The organism is Marinobacter suaedae (assembly GCF_030519635.1).
Classification (GTDB): Bacteria; Pseudomonadota; Gammaproteobacteria; order Pseudomonadales; family Oleiphilaceae; genus Marinobacter; species Marinobacter suaedae.
In genome coordinates this window covers 562243-581246 of record NZ_JAUMIS010000002.1, presented here as the reverse complement: position 1 = coordinate 581246, position 19004 = coordinate 562243, and the positions used below count along the sequence as shown (strand labels likewise).

The following is a 19004-nucleotide window of genomic DNA, read 5'->3' as shown; positions in this document are numbered from 1 at the left end:
ACCATACTGGATACCCATGTATTACGACTTTTTCGGTTTTCGGGAACCACCGTTTTCCATCGCACCCGACCCCAGATACCTGTACCTCAGCGAACGACACAAAGAAGCGCTGGCGCACCTGATGTACGGGGTGAAGGGGCAGGGTGGGTTTATCGTGATCACCGGTGAGGTGGGCACGGGGAAAACCACCATTTCCCGCTGCTTTATCGAAAATGCGCCGGACTATGTGGATATTGCGCTGATCCTGAATCCACGATTGTCCGCGCGGGAACTGTTGTCCTCAATCTGCAGCGAGATGGAAATTCCTCATCAGTCCGATGCCAGCGTCAAGACAATGGTTGACCTGATCAATCGGGAACTGCTCAAGGCGCACGCCGCCGGCCGGCACAAAGTTCTTTTGATCGACGAAGCCCAGAACCTGTCCGCCGATGTGTTGGAACAGTTGCGTTTGCTGACCAACCTGGAAACCGCTGAGAAAAAGCTTCTGCAGATTGTGTTACTCGGGCAACCTGAGTTGCAGCAGATTCTTGGACTGCCCGAACTGCGGCAATTAAACCAACGGGTCACGGCCCGGTACCATCTAGATGCGATCGGAAAGGCCGAATTGCCCAATTACCTTCGTTATCGTCTCGGCGTTGCCGGTGTTCGGGGCGAGGTGTTTTCCCCAAGAGCGATAGGCCGGCTCTATCAGGAAAGTGAGGGCATTCCGCGTCTGATCAATCTGATCAGTGATCGAGCGCTGCTTGGCGCCTACGCCGAAAGCGAGCACGAGATTACGGTCTCTCATATTCGACAGGCCGCCCGAGAAGTACGCGGGCATGAAGGATGGCAACAGAGTGGCCGGCCCGGTTGGCTATCCCGCCCACACCGATATCTGATACTGGCAGCTCTTACACTGGTGGCCTTCATTAGTCTGGCCTGGCTTTACCAGAAGTCACCAATTGCCGATGCCACAGCCATGCAGGAGATCGCGGGCGACCTTCTGGCGACCGGGAAAATTGATCGGCCGGATGACAATAATCCCGTACAGGAAAGCGCGGCGGCACAGCCGGTTGAGCCTGCAGAAAATGTGGCTGAGCCCTCTCGGGCTCTGTTCGAGTTTGGCTCGGATGCGCTGGCCTTGCCGGAAGGGTATCGGTCTCTGTTTGAAATCTGGGGCAGAGAGTATCAGGCAGACCAGTCCCCGGCTCCATGTGACTTTGCCCTGACCGAAGGCCTTGGCTGTCTTGAACGGCAGGGCACCCGTCGCAGCCTCGAATTTCTGAACCGGCCGGCGTTGCTCGAACTCCGTGGCGATTCCGGAGAGAGAGGCTACGTGGTGCTCAGGACACTGATGGGCGATGTGGCCGAGGTGGACACCCGGATAGGTGTGCGGAAGGTGTCCTTTGCAAGCATTGAGCCCTATTGGTTCGGTACCTACCAGGTCCTGTGGAGCCGGCCTTCGTTTCTGGATGCCCGGGGAGACACTGCAAACAGGGCCGAGCAGCTCTGGTTGGGCGCACGCATGATGGAGCTTGCTGATAAATACACGGCGTCGAGAACGGAAAATGCTCGTGTTAAGCGGTTGGGTACCGAAGAGCAGGTTCGCTGGTATCAGGATCTGAAGGGCCTGAGTGTCGATGGTATTGCAGGTGCCATGACCATCATCCAGATCAATAATGATCTGGATTCGGACTTGCCACGTCTGGTCCCCGGCGCTCGTTCCGGAAAGGGGTAACACATGTCGTACATACTCGATGCTCTCAGAAAATCCGAGACCGAGCGGCGTCAGGGTAAAGTGCCCGATCTTGGCCAGCAGGTTCAGTTGATCCACAAGCCCAAGAAGAAGTCCATCTCACCAGTGGTCTGGCTAAGCATCGCTTTGCTAGTGAATGCCGGGATCGTCGCCGGTGTATTATGGCAACGCACAGCGCCTGCTGTTGATTCTGAGACAGTATTGACTGTGCCAAAAAAAGGCGAGCCTGAGACACATTCGCCCTCCCCAGCGGTTTCGAAGACGTCGGTTGAGCGCATGCCGGAAGGCCGCCCTGAGAGTGTCCCCGTGAGTCAGTCCAATGCCACTGTTAACCCGGTAGAAACGGCAACCAGGTTCGACGATGCCAACCCCGAGGTTATCAAGCCCGGCCCTCAGGAACGTCCCGTTATTATCACGCCGTCTTCCCAGCCAGAACGGTCCGCCGAACCTGTCGACGAACGAGGTCCAGCTGAGCGCGTTCCCCATCTGGTCGAACTGCCCTTATCATTCCAGCGGAGCATTCCCGATTTGACCTTCAACAGCCATATCCATTCTTCCGACCCCTTCGCCAGCCGGGTGATGATCAACAATCAGTACCTGCGCAGAGGCGATACGTTCTCTGGCGTAGAGGTTGAGGACATAACCGAGGAAGGCGTTATTCTGAGCAAGCAGGGGCAGCGTTTCCGGGTTGGCATCGTCCGTGACTGGGTGAGCCCCCGGTAATGGCACTTACGGACGCAATCAAGCAGGACATACAGCAGGCATACAGGGACTTACTTTCCGGCAAAGACATTCGGGCCAGGTACGGTCAACGCCTGATGATTGCCGAGATCGCCCGTTATATGGGCGCAATCACCGACAACGATGGGCAGCGCACGTCGCCGCCTTCGGTTTGTGTGGTTGAGGCAGGTACCGGTACCGGCAAGACACTGGCGTATCTTGTTGCTGCTATCCCTGTTGCCAAGGCGCTTGGCAAGACCTTGGTCATTTCCACCGCCACGGTGGCGCTTCAGGACCAGATCGTCCTGAAAGATCTTCCTGACCTGAAAAAGCACACGAACCTCCAGTTCTCCTGGACCCTTGCCAAGGGGCGGGGGCGTTACCTGTGCCTGTCCCGGCTGGAAAGCCGTTTGCAGGAAGAGGGACATGGTGACAGTGACACCATGCCACTGTTTTTGCTGGATGATCTGCAGACCGACGAAGCCGGTTCAAAAGCCTTTTTCGAGCAGATGCTGGCCAGTTATGGCTCCCGGGAATGGGACGGTGACCGGGATCACTGGCCAGAGCAGATTCCCGACGATGTCTGGCGGCAGGTGACCACAGACCATCGCCAGTGCACCAACCGGCATTGCAGCTACTTTGACAGCTGTGCCTTTTTCGATGCCCGCAAGGGGTTGGACGAAGCAGAGGTTGTCGTTGCCAATCACGATCTTGTCCTGGCAGACCTTGCTTTGGGCGGGGGTGCCATTCTGCCTGAGCCTGAGAATGCCCTGTATGTGTTTGACGAGGCCCATCATCTTCCAGATAAGGCACTGAACCATTTCGCTGCCTCCGTGGGCCTGAACAGTGCTCGTCAATGGCTCAAGCAGTTGTCGCAGGCACTGTCCACCATGCAGCCTTACCTCGCTCCTGGCGTGCAGGCGACCAAAACCCTGGACCGAATCAGCATCGCATCCCGGGATCTGGATCTGATGCTGGCCCGGGTCTATGAGCAGATGGATGAGAACACCGCCTGGGAGTTCAGCGATGAACGACGGCCTGCACAGTGGCGCTATGCCCACGGTGAACTGCCCGAGGTGCTCTCCAACCTGGCTGCTGAAGCGCGCATAGCGACGGCCACCGTGTGCCGACACCTGGGGTCGCTCGTGGATGAGCTTCAGGGAGCATTCGATGAGCGCAAGGAAAGCGAAATTGACCGGGACACCGCTGAAGCCTGGTTCCCGGTGATCGGGGCGTTCCACAGCCGCGCTGAAGATCAGCTGCGCCTCTGGGTTGCCTGGAGTGAGAGGGACGTCGGTTCAAAGCAGGATGGAGGGGAAACGGGCCCGTCGCCGGAACCGGCCAAGGGTGAGTCAGAGAACGAGCGCCGGAGCCCCGCGCCGGCACGATGGGCGGTGAAGCAGCGGTGGGAGCATGCAGAAGATATAACGCTGTACAGCTCACCGGTGCTGGCGGATAACCTTCTGTATTCCAGGCTCTGGTCCAGGGCTTACGGCGCGGTCCTCACCAGCGCTACCTTAACGGCGCTGGGGCGTTTCGATCGACTGAAAACACGTGCTGGCTTGCCAGAGCATAGCCGGTTTCTGAACGTGCCCAGTTCGTTCCGATACGCGGACATGGCCACCGTGGAGATACCGGCCATGTCGGTCATGCCTACCGACGACAAATTCACTGACACGCTAACCGAACGATTACCGGATCTGTGGGCTGGCGAAAAGGCGACCCTGGTGCTGTTCACGGCCCGTCGGCAAATGCAGCAGGTACGGGACGCCCTTGATCCTGAATATCCCGGGCTGATCATTACTCAGGATGACAAAGCCAAGGGGGAGGTTCTGCGGGAACATTGTGCCCGGGTGGATGAAGGGAAACCCAGTGTATTGTTTGGGGTTGCCAGCTTCGCCGAAGGCATCGATTTGCCCGGCAAATACCTTCACCATGTAGTGATCACCCGGCTACCGTTTTCGGTACCCGATGACCCCATCGAGGCCAGCCTGGCCGAATGGGTGACCCAGCGCGGTGGCAATCCGTTCATGGAAATCACGGTTCCCGATGCGTCGGTAAAGCTGGTTCAGGCGGTTGGTCGTCTGCTCAGAACCGAGCAGGATACGGGCCGGGTAACGATCCTGGATCGGAGGATCATTACCCGTCGGTATGGCCAATTGCTGCTCGATGCCCTTCCACCTTTCCGACGAGTGATTGACTAGACTCCCGTCCATAAAAAAAGAGCCATCCAAATGGATGGCTCGTGTCAAAAGGGGTCCAGCTAGAACCCAAGCGTCGAAATAAAAGGAAACAAGGAATCTGAAGGCCTGAAGTTCCAGAATTCCGGGTAAGGCTTTGCCTCACCGTTGAATTAATAATAGGGCGTAAGGGGGCGTAACCGGATCGTCCAAAAGGCGTAGTGGAAAATTTAAATACGAGCAAAATGTGATGCGAGTCGCAATTGTCAGTGGTGCAAGAGTCCCAGATTGCGAGCGCGCACCATAGCCTCGGTGCGCCGTTTTACCCCCAGCTTGCCGTACAGGTTGCGGATGTGGGCTTTGACCGTTGCTGGAGCTACATCCATTTTTGCCGCGATTTCCTTGTTAGCGTAGCCGTCATTGATCAGGGACAGCACTTCCAGTTCCCGTTGGCTCAGGGGTTCCACCAGGGGCACTTCAGCGGGTTTAGGTTCTGTTGCAGTTTTTGTGGTCGGGACCTCCGTCCTCTCTGGCGCTTTTTCTTCCACGCCTTGCTCTGCGAGCATCGACAGCAACCGCTGATTCCAGGATCCCGGAGATTTTAGAGAAGGGAGTTCCAGCAGAAGCTCGCGAACTCGACGGCTCTCTTCGACAAACAGCCGGAGGAAGCCTGCATTGGAGGCTTTGACTAAGGCCCGCTCGAGCATCTCACGGGCTTCGTTCTGCCGGGATTGGAGATCCAGGGCCTCAGCATAGACCAGTAGTACCTCAACCTGGTGACGAATGTGGGCGTTTTTCTCTGCAGCCCGCATCAGGCTAGTTAGCATCTCCTGGGCCGGTTCGGGCTTGTTTGAAGCAACGAGTACCCGCGCCATGCTGATTTGCATCTGCTCGCGGTTGAGCGGGTTGCTCCAGTCAAGAGCGTCCGGGTTGCCAAGGCAGTCTCTGGCTTTGTCCACAAGGCCCAGACCGAGATAGCATCGTGCCAGAAGTGCCTCGCTTGCCGGGGGCTCAAATACAATGTGGTCGCGCCGCTTGCGGCCGGTATGGGCCGCATCTTCCAGGAACTCGACTGCCTCGTTAAGCCGCCCTTCACTGAAGGCCAGGTGGCCGCGGACATACTGAATGATCACGTGTTGTCCGGGTTCGGTGCCTCCATCCACATGTTCCAGCAGAGGGGCCAGATAGGTGCTGGCCTGTTCCAGCCGGTCGGTTTCCCGGAAAATTTCCGTCAAGGCGCTGTTTTGCCAGCAGGAAATGAGTACCGGTTGCGTGGGATCGGCGTAATGTTGGTCAACCCATCGCCTTACTTCGGTACACGTATCCAGCGCGATGTCGATATCCCCTCGATCGTACTGAATCCAGGCAAGCAGTCCGCCGCTGGAAAGAACCGTACTGGGCTTTCGCTCAATCTGGCCATAATGCACGGCTGAGCGCAGAGCGTCTTCGGCATCGCCAAGATTTCCCTGGCCGTAATAGTCCAGGCCCACACCATAGTAGGTGACTGATTTTAAAGGAATCTGGGTATGGTCAATATCCTTGAGCACCTGGCGGGTGAGATCGCTGGCGCTCTTTTCGTCACTGCGGGTACGTGCCAGGTAGGAGCGAATCAGCGAGATTTCGCTCTGCAGGCCCAGTGCGCCCTCTGCATCCGGGTGGGAGTCTGCGACCCGTTTGTCGAGCAGGTCTTCCAGAGTGGTCAGCAGCGGCTCAAGGGTGTCAACCCGATTGGCAAAGAAGAGGCCCCAGATTTTGAGCATTTGAAGCTGCGGGCTGTCTTGGAACAGGTCAACCGGAAGCGCATCAATCCAGCCTAATACCGGCAGGTGATAGCCGCCATGGATCAGGTTATTGCCGTGCTCGGCCAGAACGCTGGCCAGCCATGGCCAGTCTTCCAGCTGAAGAATCTGCGCGATGCCTTCATGAACCTCCCCATGGTCGAGCAACCAGCTTACCGTTTCACGCCGTAATTCCTTTGCACGTTCCGGGCTGCTCTGGTGCAACCGGTATAACAATGCATCGCGGAACAAGTCGTGATAACGGAACCATTCATTGTGGTTATCCAGAGGGATCAGGAACAGATTCTGGCTCAGCAGCTGTTCCAGTTTTTCCTGGCTATCACCTTGGCCGCGGATACTATTGCAAAGAGAGGCGCACAAACGGGGACAGCATGCCGTGTCAAGCAGGAACTGCACGGCCTCTTCGGGCTGATTTTGCAGAACCTCGGTCAGGACATAGTCACTGATGTGACGTTCATCGACTTCCAGATGAGAGCCGGCCGGCGATGGTTGGCTGTGTCCCTGAATGGTCCGTCCCGACAGGGCTGAAAGCTGCATCGCAGCCACCCATCCCTCGGTCTTTCGGTAGATGGTTGCCGCATCGTTTCCTGACAGCTCAACGCCCATGGTGTCTTTGAAAAACTGCCGGCATTCGGCCTCGGAGAAGGCCAGTGATCCCGGGTTTATGTCCTGAACCCAGCGTCTGACACGCCATCTGGAAAGCGGGAGGGCGGGCTCGGTTCGAGAGGTAATCGTGACAGTGATTCCCGGGTGAAGGTAATCGATAAAATAGGCGAATTCCCGCAGAATGCCGGGATCTTGGATGAAGTGAAAATCGTCTAGCACGAGTGCCCATGCGCTGTCATCCTCAGCCAGAGTATTCAGTAATGCAGTCACGGCACCTGTGGATGCGTCTCCACTTTCTTGGCTCAGCAGCTTTCTGCTGGTACCCAGATTGGCCAATCCAGCGTGCTCGAATGCTCCGACCACATATTCCCAGAAGCGGCGTGGTTCATTGTCATGTCCGTCCAGTGATAACCAGGCGGTTCGCGAGGTTGTTTGGGAGCACCATTGCGATGCCAGGGTGGTTTTCCCAAAACCTGCGGGTGCAATCACCAGATTCAGTCGCTTCGGCGCTTCCGGATGCAGCAGTGAGATCAGCCTGTCCCGGCGGACAGCCCGTGAATCTGCGGAAGGACGAAGAAACTTGGTGGTGAGTAGCATACTTACCTGATTTGCCAGCGATTAGTATGGGATTGTGTGCTTTGTGACAGGCAAGTCAAGGGCTTTAAAGACCTGTTGTTTGGTTTTCGGCCTCGTAAATTCAATTTTGGTCTAAACTTAGCTTTAGGTCTTGCGTATATTAAAAAGGAATGAAAAACAAAAATCTTATGCGTAAACTGGCCAGAAAGTGTCAGGGGCAGGATCTCTCCCCTGAGTGGCCGGGAAGTCAGGAGCAGCAGACTCGATGAAATTACAACAGTTGCGCTACATATGGGAAGTTGCCCACCACGATCTGAATGTCTCGGCGACTGCCCAAAGTCTTTTTACCTCCCAGCCCGGTATTTCCAAGCAGATTCGCTTGCTCGAAGATGAATTGGGCCTGGAGGTGTTTGCCCGCAGCGGCAAGCATTTGACTCGCATTACACCTGGTGGCGAAATTATTATTCGCGAGGCGGGCGAAATCCTGCGGCGGGTTGAAGGTATCAAGAAAATCGCCCAGGAGTTCAGCAACCAGAAACAGGGTGAGCTGAGTATTGCCACCACTCATACCCAGGCCCGCTATGCGCTGCCTCCCATCATTCGTGGGTTCATCGAATCCTACCCCGAAGTGTCGCTGCACATGCATCAGGGTACCCCCATGCAGATTTCAGAGATGGCGGCCAATGGTGCTGTCGATTTTGCCATCGCTACGGAAGCCATGGAGCTCTTCAATGACCTGATCATGATGCCCTGTTACAAGTGGAATCGCAGTGTCATTGTGCCCAAGGATCATCCCCTGGCGAAACTCGATGAACTGACGCTTCCCAAGCTGGCTGAATACCCATTGGTGACTTACGTTTTCGGTTTCACCGGCCGATCAAAACTGGATGAGGCATTCCAGTCTCAGGGCCTGACCCCGAAAGTGGTGTTCACGGCTGCGGATGCGGATGTGATCAAGACGTACGTTCGACTTGGCTTGGGGGTCGGTATCATCGCGAGTATGGCGTATGACCCGCAAACAGACGGTGACCTGGTAGCGCTGGATGCCAGCAAACTATTCCGGCCCAGCGTGACACGGATTGGGTTCCGCAAGGGAACCTTTCTCCGAGGTTATATGTACGATTTCATCTCGAGATTCGCGCCGCATTTGACCCGCGAAAAGGTCGATGAGGCGGTCGCTCATCAGGGCAGTCGTACGGAAATCGAAGAGTTGTTCAAGGATGTGGATTTGCCCACCTGCTGATGGCCGAGCGGTGGTTTGAGGTAAACCATCGCTGACGCTCAGTGTGACTGTGTACTGGCGATCAGATTATCCGCGTGCAGGCCGCATTCTTTTTTCGTGGCCTCTTCCCACCACCATCTGCCTTCTCTTTCATGCTGTCCCGGCAAAACGGGGCGGGTGCAGGGCTGGCAGCCAATGCTGACAAATCCTTTTTCATGAAGCTTGTTGTAGGGTGCTTCCGAAATACGGATGTAGTCCCAGACCTCCTGGGAACTCCAGTTTGCCAGCGGGTTGAACTTCACCAGAGGGTGCGCTGGTGTCGAGAACGCGGAGTCTAGCTGAACCGTCGGAACGTCGTTACGGGTGCCCGGGCTCTGATCCTTTCGCTGGCCGGTAATCCAGGCATCTACCTGGGCGAGCTTCTTACGCAGCGGGTTGACCTTGCGGATGCCGCAGCACTCCGAGTGTCCATCTTCGTAAAAACTGAACAATCCCTTATCCCGCACCAGTTGCTGCACTTCCTGTGAATCCGGAAAAAGCACTTCGATATCCAGATCGTAGTGTTTTCGAACCTGTTCCAGGAATTGATAGGTTTCCGGGTGCAGCCGACCGGTGTCGATGGTGAAAACTTTCAGGTTGTCCGTCAGCCGGTGAGCCATTTCAATCAGTACTACGTCTTCCGCACCGCTGAACGAGATAGCGATATTTTCATAGCGCTGAAAGGCGGCCTTCAGAATGCTTCTTGGGCTCTGACCTTGCAGTTCGGCTTGTAGCTGATTGATATCATTCATAGGTTTACCCATTGCTGATCGGAACTGGTCAGCACAGAGGCTAACACTAACTCATACATAGCTGGAAGGAATGACAATCTATATGTTTATTCCCAAATTCATATACACTGGCGTCGGTGGTGCTGGATCTTAATTCTATGCATGGGGCAGGTGATTTGCCTATCATACGGTCCATCATTGGCACCCGGTATAAGCCCTGCCTCTTAACTCTGTAAATCAACAACCAGGAGAACATCGTGGAACTCGCATGCCTTGACCTTGAGGGAGTATTGATCCCGGAAATCTGGATAGCCTTTGCCGAAAAAACCGGCATTGAGGAGCTCAAGGCGACCACCCGGGATATTCCGGACTACGATGTGCTGATGCGTCAGCGTCTGAAACTGCTCGATCAACATGGTTACGGCTTGCCTGAAATTCAGGCGGTTATCGGAGAGCTGGATCCGCTGCCCGGCGCCCGCGAATTCATCGACTGGCTGCGTGAACGGTTTCAGGTGGTGATTCTGTCAGACACCTTCTACGAATTTGCCATGCCGCTGATGGCCAAGCTTGGGCATCCCGCGTTGCTGTGCCACAAGCTGGAAGTGGCCGAAAACGGTCAGATTACGGATTATCTGCTGCGCCAACGCGATCCGAAACGACAGTCGGTGCGGGCCTTCCAGCTATTGAACTACCGGGTGATTGCCACCGGTGATTCCTATAACGACACCACCATGCTGGGGCAGGCTGAAGCGGGCATTCTGTTCCATGCGCCGCAGAACGTGATTGACGAATTTCCGCAGTATCCGGCGGTGCACACCTATGACGATCTGCGGGCTGAGTTCCTAAAAGCTAGCGTCGTTCATAACAGCTGAATAGGCAAAAGCAGAGAAGGGGCGACAGCGCCCCTTTTTTATTGCTCTTGCGGCTTAATACTGCTCAATTTTCCAGACACTCATGGCTGGAGGCTCTCCAGAAAGTCCATCAGTGGCTTCACCTTGGTAAGCGTCTCCTGGTACTCGCTCTCCGGATCGGAATCCGCCACGATGCCGCCACCGCCCCAGCAGCGGATGGTGCCATCCTCTTCGCACAGTAACGTCCGAATGGCGATGTTGCTGTCCAGCCTGCCGTTCAGTCCCCAGTAAAACACCGAACCGCAGTAGGGACCGCGCCAGTGGGGCTCCAGTTCGTTGATGATCTCCATGGAACGAATCTTGGGAGCTCCTGTGATGGACCCTCCGGGGAAGGCATCCATCAGGGCCTTGATGGGTGAAACACCTTCCCGAAGATCCGCGCGAATGTGGCTGACCAGATGGTGGACGTTCTGGTAAGACTCCAGCGAAAACAGTTTGTCGACTTTTACGCTTCCGGTTGCGGCATTGACACTGAGGTCATTTCGCAGGAGATCGACAATCATCAAGTTCTCGGCCCGATCCTTTTCTGAGCATTCGAGTTCGTTCGCTAGTGCAAAATCCTCATCAAGGGTCCTGCCTCTGGGGCGCGTCCCCTTGATCGGGCTGGTAAACATTTTCCCGTTCTGGATTTCGATGAAGCGTTCAGGTGAGACAGACAGTATTGATGCGCCCTCGTGACGAATAAATGCACTGAAGGGGGTGGGGTGTTTATTGGTGAGGGCCTTGAACGCCAGCCACGGGTCGCCTTCGAAATAACCCTGAAATTCCTGGGACAGGTTTGCTTGATAGACATCCCCGGCCTGGATGTATTGCTTTATGGATCTGACGTTTGCAAGGAACTCGTCTTTCGCTTGAGTTGCCAAAAACTTCCCGCTCATTCGCCATGGTTGTATTGGATCGAGCGCAGGGGTTTTGCGCCATTGGGCCAGAGTGTTTCGAGTTTCTGGCGGACAATCCGGGTGAATCCACAGCATATATCGGCGAGTCCGACGGCAGTGGCTTGCGGTCCACAAATAGAAGCCGGCAGCCAAGGACGGCAGCGGGATAGGGGCGCTTCTGCCATGAAATCGGGTTTCGGTTTGAAAGCCCCACTCATAGCACAAAAAACCCATCCATCCCCCCGAAAGGAACGATGCGTCGCTATCGCCAAACTGGGCGTTTTGGTGGTTTTGTAACAGTGTCGCCATATCAGTGGCAACCTTGTCGCTACTAAAGGCCAGGCTTTTCTTCTCTGACTTAATGTTCAGGTGCCGGGAGGCAATTGCGCTGAACCCTGATAGGTCCCCACGATTGCCATCTGTTCCGACGCTCCCGATATGAACGAAATCAGACTGATGGCACGCGTGCCCAAGAAGTTGCTCGTATTCAGATTGTCTTAGTTCAGTTAAGCCAGGAGACACGTCGGATCCAATGAGTCGAACGGAGGGAAAGTAAGCACTCTTATTTTATGGTTTTTGGTAAAGCCTTGAAATGGGTATGGACATCAAAAGGAAAGCGTTCGCTCGATGTCAGTTATTGAGGTGCGAAACAGTGCACTGAATCTTCGGCCTCAAGATGAAAAAATTTATTGGTCTCCTTCTTGAGGAGGCCCAGTTACTCGTAAAACAAAAAAAACAGCAGGATGCACGCGATGAAAACAATCAAAACTCCGTTAGCCCTAGCGGCGGCTCTGGTGCTCGCAAGCATGGGCAATGTCGTTTCTGCGGAAGAAAGTGCTCCGAAACAGAAAGTTGTGACCGGAGAGCAACTCGCAACAGAGATTCGGCATAACGTTCAGTTTCTTAGCGGAAAATCTCTGTTAAAGGCGAAAGCGTTGCTGGAAGCGTATGGTGACTTTGCGCCTTTCGGGGCCGGCCTTATGCCTGATGGTTCAGTGAAATATGTTTGGGCCATTAAGCCGGGCGAGAGCACGGAAGGTATTAACCCGGTGTTGGTTCTGAACGCGGTGCGTACTGCACTAAAGACTCAGGCCGATAATGGGCGGATCTTAGGTTCAGCGGTAATCTATCGCTTTGCGCCCAATGCCGAACAGCAGGCCAATCAAATCAATATTGAGCTGGAATATCTCTCCGGGTTTGCGCGAGTACTGGGCACTCACTATGAACTGACTGAAGATGGCTACCAATACACAGAGGGTGCTTTCACACCTTATGAACCGCGCGTCTTTGTCTCCGGCGAAGAGGGATAATTTAAGAACTCGACGAGTTTCGCCCGAGCGAAATGAACCCCAAATGGAAGTTGATTGTTAAGTCGTGTAACCAAATGTTTGGTTCTTGTGCGTCAGCTCTCAGAAAGCTTTCCGAGACTCTGTAACACTGCAAGGGCAGCAAAGGAAATATGCTGTAAAAAAACAACAGTGAATGTCTAGGAGAATAAGATGAAAGGCCTGAAAAAACTTACTCTGGCAACAGCGATTGCCGCAGCACCTTTCGCCGCCAACGCCGAACTCAAGGCGCTGGACGATACTTCCATGGGTAACGTCACCGGTCAGGCCGGTGTGACCATCGAACTGGCCGCCAAAGTTGATATCGCCGAAGTGACCTATCAGGACGAAGGTTACCTGGCAATGAGTGGCGTAAGCGTTGGTGCAGGCGACTGGGCCGCAGGTGCTACAGCCTCTCAGCAAAGCGCTCTGTCTGATGTCAAGCTGTACATTGATGTAGTCGGTGGTGGCGGTATTGGTGATACTGGTGCGCTGGCAATTGGTAGCACCTACATCGCTGGTGCGGTAGCTCAGTACACTGCGGCGGGTGGTACTGCAGCATGGAGTGACACCGGTAACAATGATGTGACTATGCCAGCTGTTGAGGATGGCGATCTGGTTATTGGTCTGCGGTCTATCAGTGGTGATCCGGTCAATTATGGTATTGGTATTGACTCCGTCAAGCTGGCAAGCAGTGATGAGGGGGATACCTCCACAGGTGGTGCCGGTCTCGGTAACCTCGGCGGAACCACAGGTACCACTCTGATCTCTGACCTGAAAATCAGCGGTCTTCTGGGACCGGTTGACGTGGTTATCCAGGAAAACTCGAACGAGATGAATATCAACGCCTACTTCAATGCAAGCGGTACGTTGAAGGCTGATTTTGTCGGCACTTACCTGGACTTTGAACTCCACAACCGTCGCGGTGCTGACAGCAACAATCTCACAAAGGATGGCACCATTGACACCAGCTATGCACACGCTCAAGTGGATATCGGTCTTGGAACCCCAGCCGCACTTGGCGCGCCCGCCGAAGCTCTGGCGTTTAACGTCAACAACTTCTCCGGTGACCTGGATCTGACCAACATCCGTATGGGTGATGCTGCCAATCCTTCCATCGGAAGCCTGTACATGACGGACCTTAAGGTCAATGCTCAGATGACTATTTACGGTCACTAATGAGCTGACATTTAGTAATGTCATGACTGAAAACGCTCCGGTTCTTCCGGGGCGTTTTTATTTCTTGTATTCGGACAGTGCCGGTGCAGACAAATGGTTAACAGCAAAAAGCAGATTGTTTTGATCTTCATCTCGCTCTCTGCCTCCGTCGCTTACGGTGACTTGGCCCCGATAACTGATAACGAATTGTCGAATGTCACCGGCCAGAGCGGATTGACTGTTGCCTATTCCGGTCGTACAACCCTTGGTCAGTTTCGGTTTGAACAATTGGGTTCTTACCAGGTTGATGGCATCACTATGGGTGGTGCGGGCGTCACCGCCGACGGTTCTGCGCAGGGGCTGGGCGCTTACTTTGATGATGCGATCGCCACCATCGACATTGGGCCGGACGGCACCCTCGATGTGCGCTGGGACCCGGGGTCTGGTTCTGCCATTGACTGGGGTTTCCGGGCGGACGAGGTGTCATTGATTTCCTCCAAAGCGCAACAGGTCAGTCTGCTGTCTGGTGTCGAAGCTTGGGGTTATTTACGACGGGCGTATCGACGGGTGGAACCAACTGCCGGAGCTAATGGGTTGCCGCTGGGTTCGAATATGTACGCGGCGTTTACGGTTGAAGACCTGTCTACCGCTACAGCGGCAGATACCATTGGCCTTAACGGTGCCTACGTACGAGGTACAGAATCGGGGGGGCAGGCGATTGGCGGCGCAACACTGACCAGTGAATTTTCCCGGTGGGCAAACGATGGGGCAGCAGGGTTCAGTTCGCCTCTATCCGACATCACCGATGGCTTCGCGGCCATGGAATACACCTATCGCCAGGTGAGTGCGGCTGACTCTCCAACAGGTGTTGAAACGGTAGCGATTGAAGTCCACGGATTTGCCGCCGATATCGGCATGACCAGTCTTTCCGTAGGCCAGGTCGACCTGGGCGGTATGCGGCTGGACAACGTTCAGGTCCACGATACAGTCCTGACGTTTACTCCCTGATTTTTCTTTGAGTTTCTCTGCGTATTCGAGTTCCCGTAGAAGGTAACGCAGGTTCAGGGGACTTCTTTCCTTGTTTTACGGCTGGGAGCTGACCCTCAGCCTTACCCCAATCTTTAGCTTTTATTGAATAGCTGCGGTTATTGATCGGGCACCTGAATGGACAGATCGAAGCCACCGCCGGGCCTTGGTGTCAGGTTGATCGGGCCCTCGTTGATTGCGTTTGGAATCTGAATCTGGTCAATCCCCGCGGGTGAGCCAATGGAGAAGTTAAGAGCCTGTCCATCAAAGCTGAGTCCCAGCTGGTCATTGAGGAACGTCTGCTCGAACGATCCTTCAGGAATGACGAGCTGCTCGCCAAAGATAATCGGGGGTATATTGGGCGAAAAGTCCACGACCCCCGGCTGTGCGTTCGCCAGCTCCTGCTGAGGCAAAAGAATGGCTCGCCGGACGAATTCTTCCTCCGCACTGACCAGCGCATCGGATTTACCTTCTTCGGTAAGGCGCTGCAATTCCTGCCTGTAAGCTTCTTCTTCGGCCTCGGAAAGTTCCGGTTCACCCGGCGCTATGGTCAGGGCTCTGATAATTCGACGCCGGTCGGCCTCTGATTTTTTAGGGCGATCCGTCGGCACAATAATCACCGCCGAGTCCTTTACGTAGGTCTCAACCATCTCATCGGAGGTGAGTGTTCGGACCCCGGCCGTTGCCGATAAACAAACGCTCGCCCCCGCGATGGATACGGCAAGTAGCTGTGAGTGCTTCTTCATGGCGTGGCCCTTGTGTAGACGAGTAATGCCCAGCGCTGCAGACAATGGGGATAGTCGAACGCTGATGAGCAGTATTCGGTTAACACAGAATCTTTTCAAGATAAGAGCCCGGGGTTTGTGATAGGGATCGTTAAAGTGGCCAGCGGTTCCGGGCTGGAGCTTCATTTTGTGTGGTCACTGGATGCTTACTCCGATACAGTTTCAGAATATTCAATAACAAGCGTATTCAATCGCAGTGGGACTGATGGGCCATTTTTTTACAGACCGTTGGCAGCGATGGATCCATCGGCGAATTCCCAGGTCGGATGTGCAGCATTTCGATCAAAAAAATATTTTCATTCTTCCCACCCGAGCAGGCTTTGTCTTCGGTCTCCTGCTGGTGATCATGCTGATTACCGGAATTAACTATCAGAACAGTCTCATTTATCTGATGACCTTTGTTCTTGGTACGGTCTTCATTGGTGCAATGCATCAGACCCATCGAAACCTTTCCGGGCTTGAGCTATCCCTGTTAAAAGCCGGCGAGGCCTTTTCCGGCGAGGAAATCGGATTCCGCTTCAGGGCGAAAGCGAGTGGCGCGGATGTGGTAGCGATTTGGCTCTCTTGGCGCGGACACAAAGTTGCGCCCGTTCACATCCCGGCTGGCCAGACTCGCGATGTCAATCTCCTGATCCCAACGACTTATCGTGGTTATTTCCGGCCAGAACGAATTCGGGTTGAAACCCGTTTTCCTTTCGGTTTGCTCAGGGCCTGGTCATGGATTCGGCCTGCGACGTCCGGAGTGATCTATCCGTCGCCTCTGGCAGCTCCTGAGAGTGCGGGAGCCGTTCCGGACGAGTGCGATGACGCCAGCGCAAGCCCCATCGACGACACCGATCACGCCGAGTTACGACCCTGGCGCGAAGGTGATCTGAGTCAGCGAGTCATGTGGAAGCGTTACGCCAGAAATAGGCAGATGGTGGTCGCAGACTGGGAAGGTGAGGGTGGTAGCCCCCACTGGCTCGATTTCGACAGCTTTCAGGGCATCGATCCGGAGGTTCGGCTGAGATACCTTGCCTGGTTGGTCCGGGAGCGTACCAAAGCCGATCAGCCCTTTGGATTGCTTCTCCCGGGCGTCACCATTGAGCCGGTTCAGGGCACTGCCCATGGCCAGAGATGTTTGCGCGCTCTCGCGGTGTGGGGGCTTGAGGGAACGGACGTACCGGATGGTGAAGCCATAAACCCGCTGGGGGTTCCCCGGGCAAGTTCTCGTTCGGAGGCCCGGTCGTGAAGCTTTTCCCGACGACTGATAGTAACGAGCGGGCAGACACGCAGCAGCAACCGTTGCCCTCCAGTGCCTTGCTCTGGCTGCTCGCCAGTTTCGGCATCCTGGTAATGCCGCAGGTTGACCGTCTTCCACTTTGGTTAGTGGCTTCCTGTGCCGTGCTGGCGGGGTGGCGCTGGCTTGCCCAGTCCAGCCGGGTCAGGCTGCCCGGCAGAGCGGCCAGACTGGCGGTGATTATCACACTGGTGGCGGCGTATGTAGCGACCGTGAAGGGGAGCTTCTCGGTCGATACCGCCGCTTCATTTTTTGTGTTGGCCGTCAGTCTCAAATGGCTGGAGTGTCGTTCGACCAGGGACTATTACGTCCTGTTCTTTATTCTCGTCTATCTCGGTGGCGTCAATTTCCTGTTTCGCCAGGAAATTTACTGGGCCCTGGTGAACTTTGTCGCTCTCGCGGGCCTGTTGATTGGCCTTCAGCTGCTCAATGCACCTGATTTGCCCCACGGTGTGGCCTCCGGGTGGCGTCGCCTGGGCGGGTTGATGTTCAAAACGCTCCCGATTGTGGTGCTTCTGTTTATCTTTTTTCCCCGAATGGCACCGCTCTGGAGTGTGCCGCTGGTTTCCAGTGAGGCGTGGTCGGGCATTTCCGAAACCATGAAACCCGGCGATATCTCCAACCTGGCCAAAAATGACGAGCGTGCTTTTCGTGTGACTTTCGGTGGCGAAACTCCAGCGCATCGTGATCGCTACTGGCGGGGGCTGATTCTGGATTATCTGGATGGGGAAACCTGGCGGCAGTCTCGTAGCGACGGGTATCGCCGGCCTGGCCGAGTGGCCAATGATGGTGGTGTCGGTGAGCTTCAATCTGATGAATACGAGGTGCTCCTCGAACCCACGGATCAGCGTTGGGCGTTTGCCCTGGCCGGATCCCGTGTTGCTTCCCGAAACGTGGTTGAGGAATCCGAGGACCTGTTTCGTTTCCGCCGTCCGGCCGATACCACGGTTCGGTATCGGCTGGCGTTCGAGCAGGAAACTCAGGCCTCCTCCCCACAATTGTCCGTGGAGGAACGTCAGCGCTACCTCCAGTTACCGGATGCCGGAAATCCGCGGGCCCGTGAGCTGGCTGCGTCGTTTAAGGAAAGGCTGAATGATGCGGGTATGGTCGAAGCCTTGTTAAGCCGGTTTCGTGACCAGCCTTATTACTACACGCTTCGGCCACCCCGGATGGCTGAAGATGGCATCGACACTTTGTTGTTCGACGTTCGTCGGGGCTTCTGTGCCCACTATGCAGGCGCCACGACGTTTGTCCTGCGTGCGGCGGGTGTTCCCGCCAGGGTAGTGGTCGGTTATCAGGGTGGCGAGCCGGTTGCCAACAATGACTACCTGATTGTTCGCCAATACGATGCCCATGCCTGGGTAGAAGTCTGGCTTGATGGGCAGGGCTGGGTGCGGGTGGATCCGACGGCCGCGATCGCACCCTCTAGGATTGAATCGGGACTGCGAGATGCCGTGGCAGAGGAGGGGTCCTTTCTCGAAGATAACTGGGCGTCGCCCGAGCGCTACAGTGATATCAAAGTGGTCCGTTGGTTCAGCCATCAGCTTGACCGCATTAATTACAACTGGCAGCGCTGGGTGGTGGGCTATCAGGGGGAAAGCCAGATGGACCTGCTGTCGCGTTTGCCCGGAAGTTTCGGCTTGAAGGAACTGGGCTATATTTCAGCCGGTATCGTGGGTGTCGGGCTGTTAATCGCAGCATTGTTTTCTGCTCTGCGGTTAAAGCAGCTTGAACGAAAGGACGACTTTGGCCGGTTAATCGTGGCATGGCACCGTCTGTGCAATCGTACCGGGGTGCCGGTGCGGGCAGGTGATACACCCATCGATCTGGCCTCAAAACTGGCCTCCGCCGCACCGGAAGTATCCGATACAGCTCGGCTTTTTGCCCAGGGCGTGAACAGTCATTACTATAAGGCCGGCGCCGAGGGCGGCAGCGTGGAACTCGCCCGGCTTCGCCGGCTGCTTGCGACCATGAAAAAGCAGCTTCGTCATTCCCGCTCAAACAGGAACCGTTCGTGAATAACATCGCTGGTGA

Annotated in this window: 14 protein-coding genes; 10 read left to right on the top strand and 4 right to left on the bottom strand. The window is 55.4% G+C overall.

Features of this window, described 5'->3' with window-relative positions:
* The first annotated feature begins 16 nt into the window (after positions 1-16).
* The 3 genes from QVZ43_RS11565 to dinG are packed head-to-tail and all read left to right on the top strand — an operon-like array spanning position 17 to position 4659.
* Positions 17-1717, top strand: coding sequence for an ExeA family protein (locus QVZ43_RS11565; protein WP_302910059.1), 1701 nt, complete (start codon positions 17-19; stop codon positions 1715-1717).
* A gap of 3 nt (positions 1718-1720) precedes the next feature.
* Positions 1721-2458, top strand: a complete 738-nt coding sequence (locus QVZ43_RS11560) for a general secretion pathway protein GspB (RefSeq protein ID WP_302910058.1) — start codon at positions 1721-1723, stop codon at positions 2456-2458.
* Positions 2458-4659 (top strand): ATP-dependent DNA helicase DinG, encoded by a 2202-nt coding sequence (dinG, locus tag QVZ43_RS11555; RefSeq protein WP_302910057.1) that lies wholly within the window; start codon positions 2458-2460, stop codon positions 4657-4659. The genes QVZ43_RS11560 and dinG overlap by 1 nt, the downstream gene beginning before the upstream one ends.
* Before the next feature lie 242 nt (positions 4660-4901).
* On the opposite strand, the gene QVZ43_RS11550 is transcribed toward dinG, so the two are convergent.
* Positions 4902-7637 (bottom strand): winged helix-turn-helix domain-containing protein, encoded by a 2736-nt coding sequence (locus QVZ43_RS11550; protein ID WP_302910056.1) that lies wholly within the window; start codon positions 7635-7637, stop codon positions 4902-4904.
* Between the two features lie 244 nt (positions 7638-7881).
* Between QVZ43_RS11550 and cysB the strand changes: the two genes are divergently transcribed.
* Positions 7882-8859: an HTH-type transcriptional regulator CysB gene (gene cysB / locus QVZ43_RS11545; protein WP_302910055.1), complete on the top strand. Its 978-nt coding sequence runs from the start codon at positions 7882-7884 to the stop codon at positions 8857-8859.
* 38 nt (positions 8860-8897) lie between these two features.
* On the opposite strand, the gene QVZ43_RS11540 is transcribed toward cysB, so the two are convergent.
* On the bottom strand, positions 8898-9629 hold the full coding sequence (locus tag QVZ43_RS11540) for a phosphoadenylyl-sulfate reductase (protein ID WP_302910054.1): 732 nt from the start codon (positions 9627-9629) through the stop codon (positions 8898-8900).
* A 236-nt stretch (positions 9630-9865) separates the two neighbouring features.
* On the opposite strand from QVZ43_RS11540, the gene thrH reads away from it, so the two are divergent.
* Positions 9866-10480 (top strand): bifunctional phosphoserine phosphatase/homoserine phosphotransferase ThrH, encoded by a 615-nt coding sequence (gene thrH / locus QVZ43_RS11535; RefSeq protein WP_302910053.1) that lies wholly within the window; start codon positions 9866-9868, stop codon positions 10478-10480.
* Positions 10481-10560: 80 nt separating this feature from the next.
* On the opposite strand, the gene pabB is transcribed toward thrH, so the two are convergent.
* Positions 10561-11631 (bottom strand): aminodeoxychorismate synthase component I, encoded by a 1071-nt coding sequence (pabB, locus tag QVZ43_RS11530; protein WP_302910654.1) that lies wholly within the window; start codon positions 11629-11631, stop codon positions 10561-10563.
* A 518-nt stretch (positions 11632-12149) separates the two neighbouring features.
* Here pabB and QVZ43_RS11525 point away from each other — a divergent pair.
* The 3 genes from QVZ43_RS11525 to QVZ43_RS11515 all read left to right on the top strand — a co-directional run bounded on the left by QVZ43_RS11525 (position 12150) and on the right by QVZ43_RS11515 (position 14888).
* On the top strand, positions 12150-12707 hold the full coding sequence (locus tag QVZ43_RS11525; protein WP_302910052.1) for a hypothetical protein: 558 nt from the start codon (positions 12150-12152) through the stop codon (positions 12705-12707).
* Between the two features lie 189 nt (positions 12708-12896).
* Positions 12897-13901 (top strand): DUF6160 family protein, encoded by a 1005-nt coding sequence (locus QVZ43_RS11520; RefSeq protein ID WP_302910051.1) that lies wholly within the window; start codon positions 12897-12899, stop codon positions 13899-13901.
* Between the two features lie 93 nt (positions 13902-13994).
* Entirely contained in the window at positions 13995-14888 is an 894-nt protein-coding gene (locus tag QVZ43_RS11515) for a DUF6160 family protein (protein ID WP_302910050.1), read from the top strand.
* A 137-nt stretch (positions 14889-15025) separates the two neighbouring features.
* On the opposite strand, the gene QVZ43_RS11510 is transcribed toward QVZ43_RS11515, so the two are convergent.
* Complete coding sequence (locus tag QVZ43_RS11510; RefSeq protein WP_302910049.1) at positions 15026-15652, bottom strand: hypothetical protein; 627 nt, start codon at positions 15650-15652, stop codon at positions 15026-15028.
* A gap of 244 nt (positions 15653-15896) precedes the next feature.
* On the opposite strand from QVZ43_RS11510, the gene QVZ43_RS11505 reads away from it, so the two are divergent.
* Together QVZ43_RS11505 and QVZ43_RS11500 are read left to right on the top strand one after the other, a co-directional pair.
* On the top strand, positions 15897-16922 hold the full coding sequence (locus QVZ43_RS11505) for a DUF58 domain-containing protein (RefSeq protein ID WP_302910048.1): 1026 nt from the start codon (positions 15897-15899) through the stop codon (positions 16920-16922).
* A complete protein-coding gene (locus tag QVZ43_RS11500) occupies positions 16919-18988 on the top strand; it encodes a transglutaminase TgpA family protein (RefSeq protein WP_302910047.1) in 2070 nt (689 codons plus the stop codon). The genes QVZ43_RS11505 and QVZ43_RS11500 overlap by 4 nt, the downstream gene beginning before the upstream one ends.
* Positions 18989-19004: the final 16 nt, after the last annotated feature.

Coding starts and splice junctions, on each gene's coding strand:
- pabB (WP_302910654.1), bottom strand. CDS start 11,631: ATGGGTTTTTTGTGCTATGAGTGGGGCTTTCAAACCGAAACCCGATTT.
- cysB (WP_302910055.1), top strand. CDS start 7,882: ATGAAATTACAACAGTTGCGCTACATATGGGAAGTTGCCCACCACGAT.
- QVZ43_RS11520 (WP_302910051.1), top strand. CDS start 12,897: ATGAAAGGCCTGAAAAAACTTACTCTGGCAACAGCGATTGCCGCAGCA.
- QVZ43_RS11540 (WP_302910054.1), bottom strand. CDS start 9,629: ATGAATGATATCAATCAGCTACAAGCCGAACTGCAAGGTCAGAGCCCA.
- QVZ43_RS11550 (WP_302910056.1), bottom strand. CDS start 7,637: ATGCTACTCACCACCAAGTTTCTTCGTCCTTCCGCAGATTCACGGGCT.
- QVZ43_RS11510 (WP_302910049.1), bottom strand. CDS start 15,652: ATGAAGAAGCACTCACAGCTACTTGCCGTATCCATCGCGGGGGCGAGC.
- QVZ43_RS11525 (WP_302910052.1), top strand. CDS start 12,150: ATGAAAACAATCAAAACTCCGTTAGCCCTAGCGGCGGCTCTGGTGCTC.
- QVZ43_RS11505 (WP_302910048.1), top strand. CDS start 15,897: ATGGGCCATTTTTTTACAGACCGTTGGCAGCGATGGATCCATCGGCGA.
- QVZ43_RS11515 (WP_302910050.1), top strand. CDS start 13,995: ATGGTTAACAGCAAAAAGCAGATTGTTTTGATCTTCATCTCGCTCTCT.
- QVZ43_RS11565 (WP_302910059.1), top strand. CDS start 17: ATGTATTACGACTTTTTCGGTTTTCGGGAACCACCGTTTTCCATCGCA.
- dinG (WP_302910057.1), top strand. CDS start 2,458: ATGGCACTTACGGACGCAATCAAGCAGGACATACAGCAGGCATACAGG.
- QVZ43_RS11560 (WP_302910058.1), top strand. CDS start 1,721: ATGTCGTACATACTCGATGCTCTCAGAAAATCCGAGACCGAGCGGCGT.